We start from the raw sequence: 7,688 nt of genomic DNA, 5'->3' as shown, positions 1-7,688 counted from the left end.
CCGAAGGCGGTGGCGGCCTGCACGAAATCCAGCTCGCGCAGCTTCAGGGTTTCGGCGCGCACCAGCCGGCACAGCGTGGCCCAGCCGGTGAGGCCGAGGATGGCGCAGAGCATGAAGACCTTCAGGTCCGAGCGCTCGACGCCGGTTTCGAACCACTCCGGGTGCTTGTCCAGCCCGACCTGCACCATCAGCACGCAGGCGGCGATCAGCAGCACGCTGGGCACCGAGGACAACGTGGTGTAGAGATACTGCACCACCTCGTCGACCCAACCCCTGAAGTAGCCGGCCAAAATGCCCAGCGAGATGGCGATGGGCAGTGTGGCCAGCGTCGACAGCGAGCCGATCACGAAGGCGGTGCGCACGCTCTTGAGCGTCTGCACCAGCACGTCGTTGCCGGTGCGGTCGGTGCCGAAGACATGGTAGTGGCCCATCAGCGCGGCCACGACGCCGCCGAACACGCAGATCACCGCCAGCATCACCAATACCGCGCGCACCGGCAGGTGGGTGCGGTCGGCGGCAATGTCTTGCCAGGCCTGCAGCGTGCCGCCATGCGCGCGGCGCAGCAGCCAGGCCGCGGCGACGCTGCACAGCGCCGCCAGCGCCAGGCCGAGCACCACGCCGCCGATGACGCGGCCGCGCACGTCGCCCACCCACTCTTGCGCCGGGTTCTTCAGGTGCGCGCCGCCATGCAGCAGGCGCGGCAGCTCCCGCGTGATCTGGCCATCGCGTTCCACCGGCTGCTTGGTGTAGGCCAGGTAGGCCAGCGGTCCGGAGTAGGTGGTCTCGCGCATGGCGATCTGGCGCGACAAGGCCAGGTCCAGCAGCGATTCGGCACGGGTATCGAAGTACACCTGCGCCGCGGCCTGGCCCGCGGTGGGCGCCAGCGCGCGGCGGAAGTGCACGCTGTCCAGCGCGGTAACCCCCAGGAACAGCAGCAGCACCATCGCCGAACACAGCGCGGCCGGATCGCGCAGCACCTTGGTCCAGGTGGCGCGCAGCTGCTCGTGGCGCACGATGCGCACGGCATAGACGATCAACGCGACGAACAGCGCCCACAGCGCGGCGTCGGTCCACAACAAGACGAACTTGAAGGACATGGGTTTTTCTCGTTCAGGACAGCCGCACGCGCGGATCGACCCAGGTGTAGGCGATGTCGATCAGCACATTGGTCGCGATGTACAGCAGCGAGCCCAGGAACACCATCGTGCGCACGATGGCGAAGTCCTGGCCGCTGATGGCCTCGATGACGAAGGCGCCCAGGCCCGGAATGCCGAAGAAGCTTTCGAACACCAGGCTGCCGAGAAAGACATACGGCAGGTAGGAACCGGCGCTGGTGATGATCGGGATCAGCGCATTGCGCAGCACATGGCGGAACAGCACCACCTGCTCCGACAGGCCCTTGGCCCGTGCGGTGCGCACGTAGTCCTTGCCGACCTCCTCCAGGAACATCGCACGGTAGAGCCGCGCCTCGCCGCCCAGGCGGGACAGCAGCGACAGCATCACCGGCAGCACCAGGAAGCGCACCGCATCCAGCCCCGGCGCATAACCCGAGATCGGCACCAGCCGCAGCACGCGCGAAAACAGGAACTGGCCGACGATGATGTAGAACAGGCTGGAGATCGACAGCATCAGCACGCACAGCACGACGCCCCAGAAGTCGATGCGGGAGTGCCGGAAGAACACCAGCATCAGCGAGAAGGACACGCTGACGATCAGTTGCAGGATGAACAGCGGCACCGCCAGCTGCAGGCTCACGCCCATGCGGGTGGCCACCTCATGGCCGATGTCGGTGGAACGCGCCGAGTCGCTGCGGCCGAAATCCAGCACCATCAGCGAGATCGAGCGTTCCCACAGCACCGTGCGCGTCAGCTTGGCCGGGCCGGATTCCTTGTCGTTCCAGTACAGCGGCCGGTCGTAGCCGCGTTCGGACTTCCATTTGTCGATCTGCTCCTGCGTCACGCGCTTGCCGCCGATGTTCAGCCGCGCCATGTCGTCCGGCGTGTTGACGGTGAAGAACAGGAAGAAGGTCAGCAGGTTGACGCCGATCAGGATCAGGATGCCGTAGCCCAGGCGTCTGACGATGAAACTGCCCATGGTCAGGAGGCCTCGGTTGCGGCGGTGGCCGTGCCGCGCGCGGTGGCGGTTTCACGCTGCCTGAAGCTGCGCCGCGCGATCCACACCAGCGCCAGCGCGCCCAGCGCCAGCAGCGCCATCGGCCAGGCGATCGGGTGGTTCCACTCGGCCTGTTTCTGCGCGCGCAGCGCCGGGTCGACGCGGTAGTACTTGGCCATGTCGCGGATCACGATGCTGGGCTTGCCGTTGTAGACCCATTGCTGGAAGGCCAGCCCGCCCCAGGGGATGTAGCCGAAGCACCAGGGCGTGTCGTGGCGCAGGATGTCGACCATCTTGTCGATCACCTCCTGCTTCTTCGGACCATCGTCCAGCGTCTGCAACTGGCGATAAAGCTTGTCGTACTCGGGGTTCTCGTAGTTGGAGATGTTCTCGCCGTTGGCCTTGGACTTCGAGTTCGGGCCGTACAGCAGGAACAGGAAGTTCTCGGCATCCGGGTAGTCGGCAAGCCAGCCGGCCCAGTAGATCTGGTGCTTGCCCTTGAGCGTCTTGTCCTGGTACTGGTTGAAGTCGGTGGCGCGGATCTCGAGCTGGATGCCGAGCTTGGCGAACTGCTTGGCCATCCAGTCGTTCTCGCTCTTGAACTCGGGCGTCACCGCGCGCTGGAAGTCGTAGTTCAGCACCAGCGGCTTGCCGTTCGCGTCGCGACCATCGGGGTAGCCGGCCTCGGCCAGCAGCGTTTTCGCGTCCTCGATCGGCCGGCGCACGATCTTGCCGTCGACCTGCTTGTGCGTCACCGAGTTGAAGTAGCCCGGCTGGCCCTCGCGCGAGCCGAACAGGCCCGGCGGCACCGGCCCGTGCGCGGCCTCGCCGCCCTTGTGCTTGAAGATGCGGCCATAGCCTTCTTCGTAGTCGATGGCGATGGCGATGGCCTGGCGCAGCTTGCGGTTCTTCTCCTGCTGCGCAGGCGTGTCGCCCTTGCCGACCACCGGGTCCAGCATGTTGAAGCCGAAGTACCAGTTGCTGATGTCGGTCATCAACGGGAACTTGAAGCCGCGTTCGTCGAACTGCCGCTTCACGTCGTCGGAATCGTCGGCGTCGTTGCGGAAGTCGACGCCGTACTCTTGACGCTCGATCTCGGGCACATCGTAGAAGCCCTGTTTGAACTTCTCTTTGCGCGCCACCTTCTCCTTGTCCATCGTCACGTACAAGGTGTCGATGAAGGGCAAGGCCTTGCCGCAATCGTCCAGCAGGCCGGCCGCCTTGTCCTCGGGCATGCCCTCGCAGGGGTAGGTCTCGCCGTGGTAGTTGGGGTTGCGCTTCATCACATGGCGGCGGTCACGGATGAACTCGGCCATCATGAACGGGCCGGTGCCCACCGGCCACTGGTTCAGCGACAGGCCGTTTTCGTTCATGCCCTGCTGGGCGTAGAAGGCATCGGCTTCCCATGGCACCGGCGCCAGGAAGGGCATCGCCATCCAGTAGCTCCATTGCGGGTACTTGCCCTTGAGCCGGATGCGCCAGGTGTATTTGTCGACGGCCGAACTGCCGGCCAGCGGGAACTGGCGAAAGTCGAGGAAGGGTTTGTCGCGGATGTCTTCGGGCAGGCCTTTCAGCAGCTTGGCGTCTTCGCGCTTCATCTGCTCCGCGTAGTCCTTCAGGCCGATCACGTACTCCGCGAAGATCGCGTACAGCGGCGCCTCGATGCGCGGCGTGGCATGGCGCTTGAGCGCATAGACGAAGTCGTCTGCCACCAGTTCGCGTGTGCCCTGGTGCTCGAAGTCCCAGGGCGAGCGCTTGTCGCCAAGCTGCTGGCGCGTCAGCTTGTGGTAGCGGTGCGTGCCGCGTTCATCCAGCGCAAAAGCCGGGTGCGGCTGGTACTTGATGCCGGGCCGGATGTGCACGTCGTACACGCTCTCGGCAATCAGCTCGGGTGGCGCGTCGTCTGGCAAGGGCTTGCCGTCCTTGTCGACGTAGTGCGGCCGGGCCACCGCGGCGGCGGCTTTGGGGATCAGCGTGTACGGCCGCTTCAGGTAGTGGTAACCATAGGGCGGTTCGTAAATCTGAAAGGTATAGGCCGTCTCGTTGTTGGCGTAGGACGCCGTTGGGTCCAGGTAGCGCGGCGAGCGCTCCTCGAACGCATAGAACAAGGTGTTCGTGCGCTCCGCGCCGAAGGGATGCGGACTGTTGTTGCAGCCAGCCGCGATCAACGCGGTGAAAACCGCCAGACCCAGGGCCAGGCGGCGAATAAGGCTTGTTCCGCGCATGCGGGCACTCCTGGTGCATGCACCTGCCGGGGCCGGATAGGCCCCGAACGGTTGCCGAAAAAACGGTTGCCGAAAATAGTGGCGCCTCGACCGAACTGGCTTGTGGCCGGCCCATTTCGAGGCGAAACGAGATTCTAGGGTGCGCAGCACGCGCCATGCCTCGGGGTTTGAGCCGAGGAAAGTGACGCGACACGCCCCGGCACACGGCCCATGGCGTGCTTGGGCGTGCAGCCGCGATCACGCAGCCTCCGCCATCCGGGTTTCCCTCATGCTCAATAAACGAACAATCTTGTTTGTTTTAAAATAGGATAGCGCTCCCCTCACAACACTGCCCGGAATCTGCCATGACTCGACGCGACATCCTGGTCGTTGCTGCCACGCGCACCGCGATCGGCTCCTTCGGCGGCGCACTGAAGGACGTGCCGCTGCGCCAGCTCGCGACCACGGCCGTGCGCGGCGCGCTGCAACACAGCGGCGCGGCGGCGGCCCAAGTGGGCCAGGTGGTGATGGGCAATGTCATCCCCACCGAACCGGCCGACGCCTACCTCAGCCGCGTGGCGGCCGTCGACGCCGGCATCCCGACGGAAACCCCGGCCTACAACGTCAACCGGCTGTGCGGCTCGGGCCTGCAGGCCATCGTCTGCGCGGCCCAGGCCATCGCGCTGGGCGACACCGACATCGCCATCGGCGCCGGCGCCGAATCGATGAGCCGCGGCCCCTACCTGATGACGGCAGGCCGCTGGGGCATCCGCATGGGCGACTCGCAGCTGCTGGACGCGATGACCGGCATCCTGCACGACCCATGGCAGAAGTTCCACATGGGCGTCACCGCCGAGAACGTCGCCGCGCGCTATGGCATCACGCGCCAGATGCAGGACGAACTGGCGCTGGAAAGCCAGCAGCGCGCCGCACGCGCCATCGACCAGGGGCGATTCAAGGCGCAGATCGTTCCGGTCGAGCTGCCGACCCGCAAGGGGCCGCCTGCCCACTTCGACACCGACGAGCACGTGCGCGGCACGTTGACGATGGAACAGCTCGCCGCGATGAAGCCGGCCTTCAAGAAGGACGGCGGCATGGTCACGCCGGGCAACTCATCCGGCATCAACGACGGCGCCGCCGCGGTGCTGCTGGCCGAAGCGGCGACGGCGCAGGCCCAGGGGCTGAAGCCGCTGGCGCGGCTGGTGGCCTACGCCCACGCCGGCGTCGAGCCCGAGCTGATGGGCATCGGCCCGGTACCGGCCACGCGTCTGGCGCTGCAGCGCGCCGGGCTGCGCGCGCACCAGATGGACGTGATCGAGGCCAACGAAGCCTTCGCGGCGCAAGCCTGCGCGGTGATGCAGGAACTCGACCTCGACCCGGCCAAGGTCAACCCGAACGGTTCGGGCATCTCGCTCGGGCACCCGGTGGGCGCCACCGGCGCGATCATCACCGTCAAGGCGCTGCATGAGCTGCAGCGCATCGGCGGCCGTTATGCGCTGGTGACGATGTGCATCGGCGGCGGCCAAGGCATCGCGGCGATCTTCGAGCGCATCTGAACCCGGATCGCCCATGAACTTCGACATCCCCGCGCCCCTGCGCGAGTTGCAGCAACGCACCCGCCGGTTCATCGCCGACGAGGTGATCCCGCTGGAGAACGATGCGCGCTGCACCCCCCACGGCCCGAGCGAGTCCTTGCGCGCGGAGCTGATCGCTCGCGCCGCGGCGGCCGGGCTGCTGGCGCCGCATGTGAGCGGCCAGTTCGGCGGCCTGGGGTTGGACCACCGCGGCAAGGCCATCGTCTTCGAAGAAGCCGGCTACTCGCCGCTGGGCCCGGTGGCGCTGAACATCATGGCGCCCGACGAGGGCAATATGCACCTGCTGGAGGCGGTGGCCACGCCGGCCCAGCAAGAACGCTGGTTGCGCCCGCTGGCAGCCGGCCGCACACGATCGTGCTTCTGCATGACCGAACCCGACCCCGGCGCCGGCTCCGACCCCGGCATGCTGCAGACCCAGGCGGTACGCGACGGCGACGACTACCTGATCACCGGGCGCAAGTGGTTCATCACCGGTGCGGACGGCGCCGCATTCGCGATCATCATGGCCCGGCTCGAGGACGGCCGCGCGACGATGTTCCTGGCCGACATGGACCAGCCGGGCATCACCGTCGAGCGCTCGATGGACACGCTGGACAGCTGCTTCCCGGGCGGCCATGGCGTGGTGCGATTCGACGCGCTGCGCGTGCCGGCGGCCGATGTGCTCGGCGCGCCGGGCGAGGGTTTCAAGTACGCCCAGGTGCGCCTGTCGCCGGCGCGGCTGACGCACTGCATGCGCTGGCTCGGCGCCGCGCGGCGTGCGCACGACACGGCCGTGGCCTACGCCCGCCGGCGCCACGCCTTCGGCAAGCCGCTGGCCGAGCATGAAGGCGTCGGCTTCGGCCTGGCCGACAACGAGATGGATATGCACATCACGCGGCTGTCGGTCTGGCATACCGCCTGGGTGCTCGACCAAGGCCACCTGGGCACGGCCGAATCCAGCATGTGCAAGGTGATCGCCTCGGAGGCGATCTGGCGCGTCGTCGACCGCAGCGTGCAGTTCCTCGGCGGCCAGGGCGTCACCGGCGAGACCGTGGTTGCGCGCATCTTTGCCGACGTGCGCGCCTTCCGCATCTACGACGGCCCCTCGGAGGTGCACCGCTGGAGCCTGGCCAAGCGCATCTTCAAAGGTGGCGCGACATGAACGACGCGCAGCGCGCCGCGATCGAAGGCTTCGTCGCGCGGGCGGCCGCGGCGCAGCAGGTCACGATCCACGATGCCGCGCTGCTGTCCGGCGGGGCGATCCAGCAGAACTGGCGCTTGAGTGCACGCGTCGAAGGCGGCGCCCATGCCGGCGAGGCGCTGTGGGTGCTGCGCACCGATGCGCCCTCGGCCGTGTCGGCCAGCCATGGCCGGGCCCAGGAATACGCGCTGCTCAGCGCCGCTGCGCAGGCCGGCGTCACGGTGCCGCAGCCGCTGTGGCTGTGCGAGGACCGCGCCGTCATCGGCCGTCCGTTCTTCATCATGCGCTGCGTAGCCGGCACGGCAGCAGGCCATGTGCTGACGCGCGACGGCGGTCCGGTCAGCGACCGCGAGCAGCTCGCGATGCGGCTCGGGCACGAGCTGGCGCTGATCCATTCGATCCGCCCGCCCCGCGCCGATCTGGCCTTTCTGCCCGTCAACGAAGAGCCGCCGGCACTGCACGCCATCCGCCGCCTGCGCCGCGACCTCGACGCGCTGCCCACGGCGCATCCCGCACTCGAATGGGGTCTGCGCTGGCTCGAGCGTCAGGCCCCGCTGCGCGGCGAACTCGTGCTGTGCCACGGCGACTACCGCACCG

The 7,688-nt window shown here is 67.5% G+C and carries 6 protein-coding genes; 3 read left to right on the top strand and 3 right to left on the bottom strand.

Annotated elements, in window-relative coordinates:
- From VLK61_RS13560 to VLK61_RS13550, 3 genes are all read right to left on the bottom strand, one after another.
- Positions 1-1,097 (bottom strand): ABC transporter permease (locus tag VLK61_RS13560; RefSeq protein ID WP_325422018.1); only part of this gene is annotated, 1,097 nt, incomplete at its 3' end.
- 13 nt (positions 1,098-1,110) lie between these two features.
- A complete protein-coding gene (locus VLK61_RS13555; RefSeq protein WP_325422016.1) occupies positions 1,111-2,094 on the bottom strand; it encodes an ABC transporter permease in 984 nt (327 codons plus the stop codon).
- A gap of 2 nt (positions 2,095-2,096) precedes the next feature.
- Positions 2,097-4,337, bottom strand: coding sequence for an ABC transporter substrate-binding protein (locus VLK61_RS13550; RefSeq protein ID WP_325422014.1), 2,241 nt, complete (start codon positions 4,335-4,337; stop codon positions 2,097-2,099).
- A gap of 344 nt (positions 4,338-4,681) precedes the next feature.
- Between VLK61_RS13550 and VLK61_RS13545 the strand changes: the two genes are divergently transcribed.
- The 3 genes from VLK61_RS13545 to VLK61_RS13535 all read left to right on the top strand — a co-directional run.
- Positions 4,682-5,872, top strand: a complete 1,191-nt coding sequence (locus VLK61_RS13545; protein WP_325422012.1) for an acetyl-CoA C-acyltransferase family protein — start codon at positions 4,682-4,684, stop codon at positions 5,870-5,872.
- A 13-nt stretch (positions 5,873-5,885) separates the two neighbouring features.
- Positions 5,886-7,052 carry an acyl-CoA dehydrogenase family protein gene (locus VLK61_RS13540; protein WP_325422010.1) on the top strand — a complete coding sequence of 389 codons (1,167 nt, stop codon included), beginning with the start codon at positions 5,886-5,888 and terminating at the stop codon, positions 7,050-7,052.
- Positions 7,049-7,688 (top strand): phosphotransferase family protein (locus tag VLK61_RS13535; protein WP_325422008.1); only part of this gene is annotated, 640 nt, incomplete at its 3' end. The genes VLK61_RS13540 and VLK61_RS13535, both read left to right, overlap by 4 nt.

The organism is Aquabacterium sp. (assembly GCF_035476535.1).
Classification (GTDB): domain Bacteria; phylum Pseudomonadota; class Gammaproteobacteria; order Burkholderiales; family Burkholderiaceae_C; genus Pseudaquabacterium.
This window is presented reverse-complemented; position numbering and strand designations above follow the sequence as displayed.